We start from the raw sequence: 12,812 nt of genomic DNA, 5'->3' as shown, positions 1-12,812 counted from the left end.
CACACGGTGCCGTACGGAGAGCCCCCGGGCGGAACCCGTACGGCACCGTCGTCCGTTCAGCGGCCGGCGCCCGCCGGGCCCCGGTCCGTCCGCGCCGTCACCGCCGCCTGCGCCGCCCCCGCTCCTGGAGCGGCGGCACCTGCCCCGCCCCCGGCAGCGTCGGCTTCGGCAGATGCGCCACCTCCCACTGCGCCTCCGCCAGCTGCTCCGCCGTGTCGTCCGGCAGCCACGGCGGCCGGCGCGCCGGGTGCCGGAAGCCGAACGCCGACGTCAGATCGCCGAACGTCGCCCGCCGCCAGTCACTGATGTTCGGCTCCGCCACACCCGTCCAGCGCTCCAGGAACTGCAGCACCGACGTGTGGTCGAACGGATCACCGGCCGCCCAGCCGCCCACCGTCCACGGCGACACGATCAGGCACGGCACCCGGAAGCCACCGCCGATCGGCAGGCCCCTGACGAACTCGTCCTTCGTCCCCGGCGGCGGCACCGGCGGCGGCACATGGTCGAAGAGCCCGTCGTTCTCGTCGTAGTTGAGGATGAAGACCGTCTTCGCCCAGACCCGCGGATTCGACGCGAGCGCCTCCAGCTTCTGCGCCACATAATCCGCGCCGGCCGCCGGCAGATAGTCCGGGTGCTCCGACTGGTGACTCGTCGGGATCAGCCACGACACCGCCGGCAGCCGGTCGTTGCGGGCGTCGTCCTCGAACGTGCCGGCCGGCTGCGGCCGCACCCCCCGCTCGTACAGCGGATCACCCGGCTGGGAGTCCCGGAACGTCTGGAACTGCTCCAGCAGGTTGCAGCCGTAGTCGTCCTCCTCCTGGTACACCCTCCAGCTGATCCCCGCCGCCTCCAGCCGCTCCGCGTACGTCGTCCAGCGGTACGGCTTGGGCGCGGTGTTGTTCAGCACCGGCCCGCCCAGCGTGCCGCCCGGGTCCAGCGTGCCGGTCATCCAGTACAGCCGGTTCGGCCAGGTCGGCCCGAAGACCGAGCAGAAGTAGTTGTCGCACAGCGTGAACGCCTCCGCCAGCGCGAACTGGAACGGGATGTCCTCCCGCGTGTGATAGCCCATCACATACGGGCCGTTGACCCCGTCCGCCTTGCGGTGCGCCGGCAGCCAGCGGTCCATCTTGCCGCCGTTCCACGCCTCGTGCTGCACCGACCAGGCATGGCTCGTGGAGGGGATGGCCTGCGCGCTGGACGTGTGGGTGTTGAGCCGGAAGGGCAGCAGGTAGCCGTCCGGATTCTCCGCGTCCGGCTGGTGGAAGACGTCACGGCCGTCCGGGAGCGTCAGCGCGTCCGGGTCGGCGAAACCACGGACCCCGCGCAGCGTGCCGAAGTAGTGGTCGAACGACCGGTTTTCCTGCATGAGCATGACGACGTGCTCGACGTCGTGCAGCGAACCGTGACGTGCGGGTCCGGCGGCGACGGCCTTTTGGACGCTGGGCGGCAGCAGAGTCAGCGCGGCGGCGCCACCGACCGCGCCGGCCGCGGAGCCGAGGAGTCTGCGTCGGGTCATGTCGGGCATATGTGCCACTCTCCCTGAGTCGCGTGAGCCCTCAGTGGGCCGACATGACTGTGGCGGCGGGAGAGTTTCCCGGGCAGGGGGAGGCAGCTGAACCAACCGTCAATTGGCCATGAAATGACGGGAGTTGGCCAAACCGCGCTACGTCCCGTACGCCACCCGAAGCAGTCCCTCACGGACCGTGTGGTGGCCGGAATTACGCGTTTACCGGGCCGCCTCAGGACACGCGGCCGAGCCCCGGAGTTCCCTCGGGTGCAGGGTACGGACGCTCCTCGGGCAGCAACCCGGCCGCCCCCGCCACGTCCCCCGCCGCCATGCGCGCCCGCACCTCATGCGCGAGCCCGGTCACGTCCGTGATCCCCACCGTCCACTCGTCCGCGTATCCCCGCGACGCCTCCCCGGCCAGGCCCAGCTGCAGCGAACGGTACGGCAGCGCCCGCAACCACAGATCGCGCTCCGGATCCCACTGCACCCGCGCCGGCGACTCCCGCAACTGCCGCCGCCAGGCATCCCGGTCCGGATGCTCGTCCCGGTCGTAGTGCGACAGACACGCATGCCCGAGCGCCCAGTCGAAACCCGCCCGGTCGATCTCCACCGCCAGCACCGTCTCCTGCCCGGCCTTGGACCCCCAGCCGCAGCGGTACATCATCCACAGGAACGACGGCTTGATCCACGTCATCCGCTCCCGCTTCCACGCCACCGGGAACCGCCCGTCCCGCGCCGCCGGCAGCCCCAGCTCCGGCGCATACGCCTGATAGACGGTGACGGTCCGTTCGGTGTAACGGGCGCGGATACGGCGGACGGGCTCGGCGCTGTGGTGCGGGACGGTGCTCATGAGCGGTCATCCTGGCCGACGCCGAAGCGGCGGAGCCACCGAATTGACGGCCCGGGAGGCCCTGGCAGCGCTTAGTGGTCCTTCGCCGGCGGCGTGTCCCCGTTGGTGCCGTTGTTGCCCTCCGACGCCTCGCCGCTCTTGCGCCGCAGCTCCTCCTCGCGGCGCCGCAGATCCGCCTCCCAGTCCTTCAGCAGCGCCTCGTCCTTCTTGTTCTCCTCCTTGAGGGAACGCAGGAACTCCGGATTGTCGTCGGGCGCCACCCACTTCGCCGTGCTGTGGTTGCGGTGCCACTCCGCGGGCGTACTGCCGCCGCCGCCCGCCACCGCATACCGCTGCTTGCCGGCCACCAGCCAGGCGATCGGGCCGATCAGCACCTCGCCGAAGAGCAGGATGACGATCACCCAGACCACCTTCGGCAGTCCGCGCACCTGCGATTCGGGGGTGTTGAGGCAGTCGATGAACGCGTAGATCCACAGTGCCAGCACCAGAAGGAACGGCAGATACCTGAGCATTGCGGAACGAGCCCCCTGCGGACGACGGCGGGCCCTCGGCAGGGCCCGGTGACCCGCTCAGGGTAGTGCGTACCCGATACTGGAACGCATGGCTTATGACGATCTCCGCTCGTTCCTGCGCGCTCTTGAGCGGGAAGGCGACCTCAAGCGCATCAAGGCCGAGGTCGACCCGTATCTCGAAGTCGGCGAGATCGTGGACCGGGTGCAGAAGGCCGGCGGTCCCGCGCTGCTCTTCGAGAACGTCAAGGGCTCGGCGATGCCCCTCGCCATGAACGTCTACGGCACCGACCGCCGCCTCCTCAAGGCCCTCGGCCTCAAGGCGTACGAGGACATCAGTGACAAGATCGGCGGCCTGCTCAAGCCCGAACTGCCGCACGGGTTCGTCGGGATCCGCGAGGCGTTCGGCAAGCTCGCCGGCATGACGCACGTCCCGCCCAAGAAGGTCAAGGGCGAGAGCGCCCCGGTCCAGGAGGTCGTGCTCACCGGCGACGACGTCGACCTGGACCAGCTGCCCGCCCTCTTCACCTGGCCCAAGGACGGCGGCTCGTTCTTCAACCTCGGCCTCACCCACACCAAGCACCCCGAAACCGGCGTCCGCAACCTCGGCCTCTACCGCCTCCAGCGCCACGACAAGCGCACCATCGGGATGCACTGGCAGATCCACAAGGACAGCCGCAACCACTACCAGGTGGCCGCCAAGCGCGGCGAGAAGCTGCCGGTCGCCATCGCCTTCGGCTGCCCGCCGGCCGTCACCTACGCCTCCACCGCCCCGCTCCCCGGCGACATCGACGAGTACCTCTTCGCCGGCTTCCTCCAGGGCAAGCGGATCGAGATGGTCGACTGCAAGACCGTCCCGCTGCAGGTCCCGGCGCACGCCGAGGTCGTCATCGAGGGCTGGCTGGAGCCCGGCGAGATGCTGCCGGAGGGCCCGTTCGGCGACCACACCGGCTTCTACACGCCGCAGGAGCCGTTCCCCGCCCTGAAGATCGACTGCGTGACGATGCGGAAGCGCCCGCTCCTCCAGTCGATCGTGGTGGGCCGCCCGCCGACGGAGGACGGCCCCCTCGGCCGCGCGACGGAACGCTTCTTCCTCCCCCTGCTCAAGATCATCGTCCCGGACATCGTGGACTACCACCTCCCCGAGTCCGGCGGCTTCCACAACTGCGCGATCGTCTCGATCGACAAGAAGTACCCCAAGCACGCACAAAAGGTGATGCACGCGATCTGGGGCGCCCACATGATGTCCCTCACCAAACTCATCGTCGTCGTCGACGCCGACTGCGACGTCCACGACCTCCACGAGGTCTCCTGGCGCGCCCTCGGCAATACCGACTACGCCCGTGACCTGACCGTCGTCGAAGGCCCCGTCGACCACCTCGACCACGCCTCCTACCAGCAGTTCTGGGGCGGCAAGGCAGGCATCGACGCGACGAAGAAGTGGCCCGAGGAGGGCTACACCCGCGACGGTGGCTGGCCCGACATGGTCGAGTCCGACCCCCGCACGGCGGCCCTCGTCGACCGCCGCTGGAAGGAGTACGGCCTCTGATGACCAGTGCCTCCGCCGCCCTCCCGCAGCCCGGCCGCACCAAGGCCTTCCTGCGCCTCGTCATGATCGAGCACTCGGTCTTCGCGCTGCCCTTCGCCTACATCGCCTCCCTGACCGCGATGTACCAGCGCGACAAGCGCATCGACTGGCTCCTGCTGCTCCTCGTCACCATCTGCATGGTCGGCCTGCGCACCTTCGCGATGGCCGCCAACCGGATCATCGACCGCGAGATCGACGCCCGTAACCCCCGCACCGCCCACCGCGAACTGGTCACCGGCGCGGTCTCGGTGAAGTCCGCCTGGACCGGCGCCCTGATCGCCCTCGTCGTCTTCCTCGGCGCGGCCGCCCTGCTCAACCCCCTCTGCCTGGCGCTCGCACCGGTCGCCGTCGTGCCGATGGTGGTCTATCCGTACGGCAAGCGCTTCACCAACTTCCCCCAGGCCATCCTCGGCCTCGCCCAGGCCATGGGGCCGATCGGCGCCTGGATCGCCATCACCGGCACCTGGTCCTGGGACGCCGTGATCCTCGGCCTCGCGGTCGGCATCTGGATCGGTGGCTTCGACCTGATCTACGCCTGCCAGGACGTCGACACCGACCGCGAGATCGGCGTCCGGTCCGTCCCGGCCCGCTTCGGCATCCCCGCCGCGATCCGTGGCGCCCGCGGCTGCCACCTCGTCACCACGGCGCTCTTCGCCTGGTACGCCTTGGTCACCGGTGCCGGCCCGTTCTTCTGGCTCGGCCTGCTGATCGTGGCGGCGGCCTTCCTCTACGAGCACACCATCGTCCGCCCGCACGACCTCACCCGTCTGAACCGGGCCTTCTTCCAGGTCAACGGCTTCATCGGCATCGCCCTGTTCGTGTGTGCGCTGCTGGACCTGGTGGTGCGGGGGCTGTCGGTCTGAGCGGCGGGGCCGGGGCGGCTTGAGGCGGCCCCGGCTTGAACCCTCAGCGGGCGCTGCCCATGGTGCGGTCGGCGCTGGAGCCCTGGAGCAGCAGGGTGGTCTCCTCGATGCGGCGGAAGCGGCCGTCCGCTGCCAGGTCGGCGAACACATACACCTCCATCCGCACGCTGGTGCCGTCCTTCTTCGTGAGGTGGGCGGTGTGCCGGTCGGCGTACTTGCTGCCGTCGTGGAGCTCCTCGTGGACCTCGACGTGGCCGTCGGCGACGAGGGTGCGCAGGTGGGCGATGTGCTCCAGGAATTCGGTGCGGTCCGCCCACTGTCCGTCGGTGCGCTGACGGTACTCCGGGGCGAAGTGGCGGTCGGCTGCGTCCTGCAGGGTCAGCTGGCTGTTGAAGAGCAGGTCGGTCAGGGCGGCCTCGATGCCGGTGCGGGTCATGGAATTTCCTTCCGAGAGGAACCAAGATGCGTGCGCCGCGCACGCTTCTCGTCGACCGTAGCACCAAATGCGTGCGCCGCGCACGCTATTCTTGAGGGGTGGAGAAGGAAGTAGGACACGAGATCGCCGACGCGCTGGGCATCCTGCTGCGGCGCACCACCCGCACGCAGCTGCACGGAAAGCTGACCGAAGGCATGGGCGAGGCGGTGGACGAACTGACCTACCCCGTGCTCAGCACGCTCGCCCGGACCGGCCCCTGCAGCGCGGCCGACCTGGCGCCCGACGTGGGGCTCGACCGCTCCGGCGTCACCCGCCGGGCCTCCCGGCTGGAGGACGCCGGCCTCATCCGGCGCGAACCGGACCCCGCCGACCGGCGCGCACATCTCCTCGTCCTCACCGAGCAGGGCAGGCGCACCGTGACCGAGCTGCGCGCACGGCTGGCCGCCCACATCATGGCGAGCCTGTCCTCATGGCCGCCGGGCGAGGCCCAGGACTTCGCCCGCCACCTGCGCCGCTTCGCGCTCGACGGCCCGTTCGCCTGACAGGCGGTCCGAAGGGCGCGCCCCTAGATGCTCGTGGGGAGTGAGGGACCCGGGAGGGCGGGGTGGGGGCGGGTGCGGAGGGTGAAGGCCGCGGTGATGCCGCCCAGGAGGCCGAAGAGGTGGGCCTGCCAGCTGACCTGGCCGGCGGTCATGGGCAGGGCGCCCCAGAGGATCGAGCCGTAGACCGCGCCGACGGCGAGGCCGATGACGATGTCGAGGGCGGAGCGCTCGATGAAGCCGCGCACCAAGAGGTAGCCGAAGAGGCCGAAGATCACGCCGGAGGCGCCCGCGGTGTTGCTGCCGGTGGCGGCGGTGAGCCACACGCCCAGGCCGCTGACCAGGGTGATCAGGAGCACGACGGCCAGGAAGCGGCGGATGCCGCTGCGCAGGGCGGCGAGGAGGCCGAGCAGCAGCAACGGCAGGGTGTTGGCGGCCAGGTGGCCGAAGCCGAAGTGCAGGAAGGCGGCCGGTACGACGTCGACGAGCTCGGAGGGCTCGCGCGGCTCTATGCCGAAGGTGTCCAGGGCGCCACCGGTGATGACGTCGACGCCTTCCAGCAGCCAGAGCAGCGCGACCCAGCCCAGCATCAGCACCAGACACGTGGTCAGCTTCGCCCGGTCCTGTCGCATCGCAGCCCGTCCGGTCCCCGTCATCCCTGCCCGCCTCCCCGTCATCCTGCCCGTCCGTCAGTCGTCCGGTAGCCGCACGGTTGCCCGTTCTGCGCCCGCTCAGCCCCCACCTCACAGCTAAGAACGGCCATGACCGGGTTCCTGGTTCCGCCGGATAGGCTCGATGCGTGGAGCCGCCGCACAACAACACCAGTCACGACACGAGTCGCCACGTCCCTCAGGACGCTCACCAGGACACCGGCCCGCCGGCCGCCGAGCGCCGTCGGCCCTGGGTCGTCGGGGTTTCCGGGGCGTCCGGGACGCCGTATGCGGCGTCCGTGCTGCGGGGGCTGCTCGCCGCCGGTGAGGCGGTGGATCTGGTCGTGAGCCGGGCGTCGCGGTTGACGTTGCTGGATGAGACCGGGATCGCGTTCCGGGACGCGCATTGGCGTGCTGACCTGCGGGAATGGCTGGCGCGTGGGGCGGACGGGAAGCCGGGGACGTTTCGGGTGACGGACGCGGAGCTGGCGCGGGTGCGCTACTGGGCGGCCGGAGATCTGGCGGCCGGGCCGTCGTCGGGTTCGTACCCGGTGAAGGGGATGCTGATCGTCCCCGCCAGTACGGCGTGCGTGGCAGGGGTGGCGCTGGGGCTGTCGAAGGACCTGCTGCAGCGGGTGGCGAGCGTGACGCTCAAGGAGCGGCGCCGGCTGGTGGTCGCGGTCCGGGAGACTCCGCTGAACGGTCCGACGCTGAAGCATCTGGTGACGCTGGACGAGGCGGGCGCGATCGTGCTGCCCGCCTCGCCGGCGTTCTATGCGGGGGCGACGCACATCCAGGATCTGGTGGATTTCGTCGCGGGCCGGGTGCTCGATGCGGCGGAGGTGCCGCACGGGTTGTACCGGCGTTGGGAGGGGGAGCTTCGGGGTGGCTCCAAGGATCAGGAGGAGGCCCCGGACGCTCCTTAGCGCTTCTTCGCCGCGGCGGCGCGCCCGAAGCGGCGCCGGGCCCGCGGTTCGGCGAGCTTGTGGGCACGTGAACGATTGGCCTGGTCCTGCAGCTCGCGCATGCGGGCGTAGGCCATCTCGATCGAGTACACGGTGACAACTCCTGTGAGATCGTCTTTGATCGCTTGAAAATCGCAGGGACTAGGCCCTGTGTGCCTTAGATTCTACATGCAGAACTCGAAAATGCGTAAAGATTGGAAGGCTTGAGGGCATGGACGCGGTGGATAGGCAGCTCATCCAGGCACTGCGCGAGAACGGCCGGGCCTCGTACGCGGAGCTCGGCCGGCTCGTCGGCCTCTCCGGGCCCAGCGTCACCGACCGGATCAACCGCCTCGAAGCGGCCGGAGTGATCACCGGTTACCGCGCGACGGTCAACGCCGCCTCGCTCGGCCTCGGCGTCACCGCCCTGGTCGGCATCTCGCTGTCGGACGCGGCCGACCACGAGGACGTCGCCCGCCGGCTGCGCGACCTCGAAGAGATCGAGGACTGCTGGTTCATCGCGGGCGACGACTCCTACATGCTCAAGGTGCGGGTCGGGGACGTCGACGGGCTGGAGCGCACCATCCGGCGGCTGTCCGGCACCAAGGGGGTCTCCCGTACGCGCACCACGATCGTGCTGTCCACCAAGTGGGAGAACCGCGTCGGGGAACTGCCCGAAGAGGCCGAGTAGAGCGCCGAGATCCAGCAGGAGGACGGTGCCGGGCAGGACGGGGCCGAGCGGGCCACCGGGGCCGCCCCGGCCCCGGACTCGCCAAGGGCGCCCCGTCCGCGCCGATTACGGGGGAGTACGCTCGACGAAGCCCGTTTCCGGCACCGAGATCGTGCCGCGGGTCGGCACAGATACGGCAGAGACTGGGAGGCGACCGGATGGCTGCGTCGATGGATGTGGGCCTCAAGCGTGAGCTGGAGGCGAAGGTCCACGCCGGGGAGCGGCTGACCCGCGAGGACGGTATCGCCCTCTACGAGTGCGACGACCTGGCCTGGCTGGGCGGTCTCGCCCATGAGGTGCGCACCCGCAAGAACGGTGACGTCGTCCACTTCAACGTCAACCGTCACCTCAACATGACGAACGTGTGCACCGCCTCCTGCGCGTACTGCTCCTTCCAGCGCAAGCCGGGCGAGAAGGACGCGTACACGATGCGCATCGAGGAAGCCGTCCGCCTCGCCAAGGCGATGGAGAACGAGAACCTCACCGAGCTGCACATCGTCAACGGCCTGCACCCGACCCTGCCGTGGCGCTACTACCCGCGCTCGCTGCGCGAGTTGAAGAAGGCGCTGCCGAACGTCTCCCTCAAGGCGTTCACGGCGACCGAGATCCACCACTTCGAGACCATCTCGGGCCTGTCCGCCTCGGAGATCCTCGACGAGCTGATCGACGCGGGGCTGGAGTCGCTCACCGGCGGCGGCGCCGAGATCTTCGACTGGGAGGTCCGGCAGCACATCGTCGACCACCGCACCCACTGGGAGGACTGGTCGCGGATCCACCGCCTGGCGCACGAGAAGGGCCTCAAGACCCCCTCGACGATGCTCTACGGGCACATCGAGGAGCCCCGGCACCGCGTCGACCATGTGCTGCGGCTGCGTGAACTCCAGGACGAGACCGGCGGATTCCAGGTCTTCATCCCGCTGCGCTACCAGCACGACTTCGTCGACATGCAGGACGGCAAGGTCCGCAACCGCCTCCAGGCGCGTACGACCATGGCCACCGGTGCCGAGGCGCTGAAGGTCTTCGCGGTCTCCCGCCTCCTCTTCGACAACGTCCCGCACGTCAAGTGCTTCTGGGTGATGCACGGTCTGCAGACCACCCAGCTCGCGCTGCAGCACGGCGCGGACGACATGGACGGCTCGGTCGTCGAGTACAAGATCACGCACGACGCGGACAACTACGGCACGCCGAACAAGCTGACCCGCGAGGACCTGCTGGAGCTGATCCGCGACGCCGGCTTCCGTCCCGTCGAGCGCAACACCCGCTACGAGGCGATCCGCGAGTACCCGGGCCCGGACCCGGACCGCCGCGAGGCGCCCCAGCCGATGCGCCTCTGAGTACCGGAGGCGCAGGGCAGGCGCCCGATGGCAGGCGGCAGGGGCCCGGAAGATCGCCCCTGCCGTTGTGCTTGACTGGAGGCGACCCTTTCGGTTGCCGTTGAGAAGAAGGTCCCGTCCGTGAGTAGCCACAAGTTCGCCACGCTCCGCTACACCGCCCTTCGCCTCGGCCTGTTCGTCGCCTGCTTCGCGGTGGTGTGGGCGCTGGCCTACTTCCGGATCATCCCGCTCGCGGTGGGCGCGTCGAACACCGTCTGGATGCTGCTGCTCGCCATCGTGATCTCCGCGCCGCTCAGCTTCGTGCTGCTGCGCAAGCAGCGGGACGCGATGTCCGAGCAGATCGTCGCCAAGGTCGACCGCCAGCGCGAGCGCATCGCGGCCAACGCGGGCCAGGAGGACGACCTCGTCTGACCCCGCCGCCCGGCGCCCACCTCAGCGGCGCCCGCGGCCGTAAGCCCCCCGCGGCAGTGAGACACCTCACGCCCCCTCATCCGTCCGGCAGGCGCCGGTCGGTGGAGCTCCCCTCCACCGACCGGCGCCTGCCGCGTTGTTGACGCCCGTTCGGTTGCCGGCACCCCCGGGAACCTCCATGGAACTCAAAGATTTCCTTTGGGTTCCTCAAAGTTCGAGTGTTAACGTACTTGGCATGAAGACAGCAGCCGCGCCCTCGTCCCCCATGAGCGTTCCGCTCGTGGTGCGCCTGCACGTCGATCTTTGCCGCTGTATGTCCGCGGCCTGTCGTCGCCGCTGACCGACCTCATGCAGCGGCCGGAGATCCTGCCTCTTCCGTACGGACCTCCTGGCGCTTCTTCACGCCTTTTCCCGACGCCTTATCTGTCCCCGGAGTGTGTCCGTTGTCCACGTCGTCCACGAAGACGCCGAAGTCCTCCCGCATACCCAAGGTCCCGTTCTGGGCCCAGATCCTGGCGGGTCTCGCCCTGGGTGTGCTGCTCGGCTGGGTGGCCAAGAGCAATGACCTCGGCTGGCTCACCTCGACGCTCCAGCACATCGGCGACCTCTTCGTCCAGCTGCTGAAGCTGGCCGTCGCCCCGCTGGTGTTCTTCGCGATCCTGGTGTCGATCACCAACCTGCGGCAGGTCAACAACGCCGCGCGGCTCGCCACCCGCACCCTGCTGTGGTTCATGGCCACGTCGCTGATCGCGGTGGCGATCGGCCTGGCCATCGGCCTGCTCACCCACCCCGGCGCGGGCACCGGCCTCACCCCCAAGGACGGCAAGCTCCCCGACCACGCCGGCTCCTGGATCGACTTCCTCACCGGCATCGTCCCCACCGACATCATCACGCCGTTCACCGAGCTGAACGTCCTGCAGATCGTCTTCATGGCGGCCGTCGCCGGTATCGCCGCGCTCCAGCTCGGCGAGAAGGCCGAGCCGGTCCTGCGGCTCAGCCGCTCGGTCCTCGAACTGCTGCAGAAGGCCCTGTGGTGGGTCATCCGCCTCGCCCCGATCGGCACCGTCGGCCTCATCGGCAACGCCATCGCGACGTACGGCTGGAACCTGATCGGCAAGTACGCGACCTTCACCGTCGACATCTACGTCGGCTGCGCGATCGTCCTCTTCGGCGTCTACCCGCTGCTGCTGGCGACCGTCGCCAAGGCCAACCCGCTGCAGTTCTTCCGCGGCGCCTGGCCCGCCATCCAGCTGGCCTTCGTCTCCCGCTCCTCGGTCGGCACCATGCCGGTCACCCAGCAGGTCACCGAGCGCCTCGGCGTGCCGCGCGAGTACGCCTCCTTCGCGGTGCCGTTCGGCTCGACGACCAAGATGGACGGCTGCGCCTCGATCTACCCGGCCATCGCCGCGATCTTCATCGCCCAGATCTTCGACGTCCACCTCGCCGTCGGCGACTACATCCTGATCGCCTTCGTCTCCGTCATCGGCTCGGCCGCCACCGCCGGCCTCACCGGCGCGACGGTCATGCTGACCCTGACCCTCTCCACCCTGGGCCTGCCCCTGGAGGGCGTCGGCCTGCTGATGGCCATCGACCCGATCCTGGACATGATGCGGACGGCCACCAACGTGGCCGGCCAGTCGGTCATCCCGATCCTGGTCTCCGCCAAGGAAAAGATCCTGGACCGCGAGGCGTACAACAGCGCGAAGAGCATCAGCCTGGCAACGACTGCTGCGGACGAGGCGGCGGACCAGGTCGCCGTACCGGCTGCGGCATAGCCTTCAGCTGCACGACCTGAGCGTGTCTTCCGGCTGCGCCCCGATCTCCTTGAGGTCGGGGCGTAGTCGTTCCTAGTCGTTCCTGCCGGTCACGTCCGGCACGCGCAGGGAGAACCAGCCGACCCGGTAGCCGAACAGCCACACCACGCCCAGGTACAGGCCCGGGCCGACCTCGCGGATTTCGTCGCGAATGCCGCGGGCCGCCAGGGAGATCTTCGAGTAGTCGACGACGATGCACTCCCGGTCGTCCAGCCGGCTCGGGCCTCGGTAGACCTGGGCGACGATGGCGAGGATGTCGAACGTGGTCAGCCGATTGCTCACATAGCCCGGCTCGAAGACCTTGCCCCGCCACACGGCCAGGCGCACCAGCCGGGCGAGCGGCCGGGCCACCGCGCTGCCTCCCCACCGGACGATCCCCGTGCCCTCCAGCGGCCCCGTGGGAATGTCACCGGGCGGGCTTTCGCGGAAGAGCTCCAGCAGCCGGGCATCACCGGCGTGGAGCAGATCCGCCTCGCTGACCGCCTCGTTGACCGTCTCGTTGATCGCCACGATGATCCTCCGTGATCCTCTCCACGACCGTCCTCCTGGCGCACGGTCACCAAGATCAGCAGGGCCACCGGGACCACCGGGATCACCGGGATCACCAGGACCACCAGCATTACCAGGACCACCAAGG

At 69.5% G+C, this 12,812-nt stretch carries 15 protein-coding genes; 8 read left to right on the top strand and 7 right to left on the bottom strand.

The features are described 5' to 3' along the window. Positions 1-97: 97 nt before the first annotated feature. The 3 genes from ACGF4C_RS22195 to ACGF4C_RS22185 all read right to left on the bottom strand — a co-directional run bounded on the left by ACGF4C_RS22195 (position 98) and on the right by ACGF4C_RS22185 (position 2,869). Positions 98-1,525 carry an alkaline phosphatase family protein gene (locus ACGF4C_RS22195; RefSeq protein WP_393568483.1) on the bottom strand — a complete coding sequence of 476 codons (1,428 nt, stop codon included), beginning with the start codon at positions 1,523-1,525 and terminating at the stop codon, positions 98-100. 214 nt (positions 1,526-1,739) lie between these two features. Then, complete coding sequence (locus ACGF4C_RS22190) at positions 1,740-2,357, bottom strand: DUF4291 domain-containing protein (RefSeq protein WP_393568482.1); 618 nt, start codon at positions 2,355-2,357, stop codon at positions 1,740-1,742. A gap of 71 nt (positions 2,358-2,428) precedes the next feature. Then, positions 2,429-2,869 (bottom strand): PLD nuclease N-terminal domain-containing protein, encoded by a 441-nt coding sequence (locus ACGF4C_RS22185; RefSeq protein ID WP_393568480.1) that lies wholly within the window; start codon positions 2,867-2,869, stop codon positions 2,429-2,431. Positions 2,870-2,957: 88 nt separating this feature from the next. On the opposite strand from ACGF4C_RS22185, the gene ACGF4C_RS22180 reads away from it, so the two are divergent. Together ACGF4C_RS22180 and mqnP are read left to right on the top strand one after the other, a co-directional pair. Next, positions 2,958-4,415: a menaquinone biosynthesis decarboxylase gene (locus ACGF4C_RS22180; RefSeq protein WP_393568479.1), complete on the top strand. Its 1,458-nt coding sequence runs from the start codon at positions 2,958-2,960 to the stop codon at positions 4,413-4,415. Further along, positions 4,415-5,317 (top strand): menaquinone biosynthesis prenyltransferase MqnP, encoded by a 903-nt coding sequence (gene mqnP / locus ACGF4C_RS22175; RefSeq protein ID WP_393568477.1) that lies wholly within the window; start codon positions 4,415-4,417, stop codon positions 5,315-5,317. The genes ACGF4C_RS22180 and mqnP overlap by 1 nt, the downstream gene beginning before the upstream one ends. 43 nt (positions 5,318-5,360) lie before the next feature. Here the strand turns inward: mqnP and ACGF4C_RS22170 are convergent, their stop codons facing one another. Beyond that, entirely contained in the window at positions 5,361-5,753 is a 393-nt protein-coding gene (locus ACGF4C_RS22170; protein WP_393568476.1) for a nuclear transport factor 2 family protein, read from the bottom strand. Positions 5,754-5,851: 98 nt separating this feature from the next. On the opposite strand from ACGF4C_RS22170, the gene ACGF4C_RS22165 reads away from it, so the two are divergent. Beyond that, entirely contained in the window at positions 5,852-6,295 is a 444-nt protein-coding gene (locus ACGF4C_RS22165; RefSeq protein WP_393568474.1) for a MarR family winged helix-turn-helix transcriptional regulator, read from the top strand. 23 nt (positions 6,296-6,318) lie between these two features. On the opposite strand, the gene ACGF4C_RS22160 is transcribed toward ACGF4C_RS22165, so the two are convergent. After that, positions 6,319-6,924, bottom strand: a complete 606-nt coding sequence (locus tag ACGF4C_RS22160) for a rhomboid family intramembrane serine protease (RefSeq protein ID WP_393568472.1) — start codon at positions 6,922-6,924, stop codon at positions 6,319-6,321. 167 nt (positions 6,925-7,091) lie between these two features. Here ACGF4C_RS22160 and ACGF4C_RS22155 point away from each other — a divergent pair, with 167 nt between their 5' ends. Beyond that, positions 7,092-7,868, top strand: a complete 777-nt coding sequence (locus ACGF4C_RS22155; RefSeq protein ID WP_393568471.1) for a UbiX family flavin prenyltransferase — start codon at positions 7,092-7,094, stop codon at positions 7,866-7,868. Here ACGF4C_RS22155 and ACGF4C_RS22150 read toward each other — a convergent pair. Further along, positions 7,865-7,999 (bottom strand): hypothetical protein, encoded by a 135-nt coding sequence (locus tag ACGF4C_RS22150; RefSeq protein WP_351529033.1) that lies wholly within the window; start codon positions 7,997-7,999, stop codon positions 7,865-7,867. The two genes, ACGF4C_RS22155 and ACGF4C_RS22150, sit on opposite strands and share 4 nt — an antisense overlap. 119 nt (positions 8,000-8,118) lie before the next feature. On the opposite strand from ACGF4C_RS22150, the gene ACGF4C_RS22145 reads away from it, so the two are divergent. The 4 genes from ACGF4C_RS22145 (at position 8,119) to ACGF4C_RS22130 (ending at position 12,136) form a co-directional block, all read left to right on the top strand. Continuing rightward, the gene (locus ACGF4C_RS22145) at positions 8,119-8,577 is read left to right on the top strand and encodes an Lrp/AsnC family transcriptional regulator (RefSeq protein WP_030416168.1); all 459 of its coding nucleotides are present in this window, start codon (positions 8,119-8,121) and stop codon (positions 8,575-8,577) included. Positions 8,578-8,786: 209 nt separating this feature from the next. Further along, positions 8,787-9,950: an aminofutalosine synthase MqnE gene (gene mqnE / locus ACGF4C_RS22140; RefSeq protein WP_393568524.1), complete on the top strand. Its 1,164-nt coding sequence runs from the start codon at positions 8,787-8,789 to the stop codon at positions 9,948-9,950. A 120-nt stretch (positions 9,951-10,070) separates the two neighbouring features. Continuing rightward, a complete protein-coding gene (locus tag ACGF4C_RS22135) occupies positions 10,071-10,361 on the top strand; it encodes a DUF4229 domain-containing protein (RefSeq protein WP_030416166.1) in 291 nt (96 codons plus the stop codon). Between the two features lie 443 nt (positions 10,362-10,804). Then, entirely contained in the window at positions 10,805-12,136 is a 1,332-nt protein-coding gene (locus ACGF4C_RS22130) for a dicarboxylate/amino acid:cation symporter (RefSeq protein WP_393568470.1), read from the top strand. Positions 12,137-12,208: 72 nt separating this feature from the next. On the opposite strand, the gene ACGF4C_RS22125 is transcribed toward ACGF4C_RS22130, so the two are convergent. After that, positions 12,209-12,685 (bottom strand): hypothetical protein, encoded by a 477-nt coding sequence (locus tag ACGF4C_RS22125; RefSeq protein WP_393568469.1) that lies wholly within the window; start codon positions 12,683-12,685, stop codon positions 12,209-12,211. Positions 12,686-12,812: the final 127 nt, after the last annotated feature.

Origin of the sequence: Streptomyces sp. NPDC048197 (assembly GCF_043202395.1) — a bacterium.
Classification (GTDB): domain Bacteria; phylum Actinomycetota; class Actinomycetes; order Streptomycetales; family Streptomycetaceae; genus Streptomyces; species Streptomyces siderophoricus.
This window is presented reverse-complemented; position numbering and strand designations above follow the sequence as displayed.

Excerpts from the sequence above, each read along its gene's own strand:
- mqnE (WP_393568524.1), top strand. The coding sequence starts at position 8,787 with ATGGATGTGGGCCTCAAGCGTGAGCTGGAGGCGAAGGTCCACGCCGGG.
- ACGF4C_RS22160 (WP_393568472.1), bottom strand. The coding sequence starts at position 6,924 with ATGCGACAGGACCGGGCGAAGCTGACCACGTGTCTGGTGCTGATGCTG.
- ACGF4C_RS22180 (WP_393568479.1), top strand. The coding sequence starts at position 2,958 with ATGGCTTATGACGATCTCCGCTCGTTCCTGCGCGCTCTTGAGCGGGAA.
- mqnP (WP_393568477.1), top strand. The coding sequence starts at position 4,415 with ATGACCAGTGCCTCCGCCGCCCTCCCGCAGCCCGGCCGCACCAAGGCC.
- ACGF4C_RS22145 (WP_030416168.1), top strand. The coding sequence starts at position 8,119 with ATGGACGCGGTGGATAGGCAGCTCATCCAGGCACTGCGCGAGAACGGC.
- ACGF4C_RS22195 (WP_393568483.1), bottom strand. The coding sequence starts at position 1,525 with ATGCCCGACATGACCCGACGCAGACTCCTCGGCTCCGCGGCCGGCGCG.
- ACGF4C_RS22170 (WP_393568476.1), bottom strand. The coding sequence starts at position 5,753 with ATGACCCGCACCGGCATCGAGGCCGCCCTGACCGACCTGCTCTTCAAC.
- ACGF4C_RS22190 (WP_393568482.1), bottom strand. The coding sequence starts at position 2,357 with ATGAGCACCGTCCCGCACCACAGCGCCGAGCCCGTCCGCCGTATCCGC.
- ACGF4C_RS22185 (WP_393568480.1), bottom strand. The coding sequence starts at position 2,869 with ATGCTCAGGTATCTGCCGTTCCTTCTGGTGCTGGCACTGTGGATCTAC.